Source organism: Bartonella sp. AC535YNZD, from assembly GCF_042196625.1.
In the GTDB taxonomy this organism is placed as follows: domain Bacteria; phylum Pseudomonadota; class Alphaproteobacteria; order Rhizobiales; family Rhizobiaceae; genus Bartonella.
On the sequence record NZ_JBHIQP010000093.1, the window covers coordinates 1 to 594 of the forward strand.

1 protein-coding gene is annotated in these 594 nt (G+C 50.3%); it reads left to right on the plus strand.

The features are described 5' to 3' along the window. The coding region (locus ACFIM8_RS09365; protein ID WP_375614857.1) for a hemagglutinin repeat-containing protein at positions 1–594 on the plus strand (594 nt) is incomplete at both ends.

The following is a 594-nucleotide window of genomic DNA, read 5'->3' on the forward strand; positions in this document are numbered from 1 at the left end:
CTCCACAGCGGTGACAGATAGCATAGAAGGCGGACGCGCTGTTAACATGCAAGCCCACAAAGGCAGCATCCATGGTGTTGGCGTTGATATTATCGCTGGTACCAATCCAATCTATGTGCTGGAAAACGATGCACAGAGCGGGAATATCACCTTAGAAGCAGGGCAACATATCACCTTTGAAAGTGCGCAAAACACGCAAAGCACACAAAACAGCAGTGAAAGTTCTTCAATGAGTGTTGGCACCGGTTATGGCACGGGTGGCGCAGGGGCAACGGGCAGTGCTGCTTTTAGTCAAGGGGAAGGTTCCAGTGAGGAAGTTCAACACAAAAACAGCCATATTATAGGCACCGGCACTGTTCATACCACGAGTGGGGCAAACACCACACTGGCAGGCGCCGTGGTTTCTGGAGAGCGTGTAGAAATGGAAGTAGGGGGTGATTTTGCCATTATCAGCCGCAGTGATACGGGACAAACTTCCAGCAAGCAAAACTCTGTTTCTGTTGGGTTTGGTGCTGGACAAACGGGTGGTGGGGGCTCCATGAGCGCCTCTTTCCAAAAGGATAAATCCTCTAGTGATTATCATAGTGTTGTGGA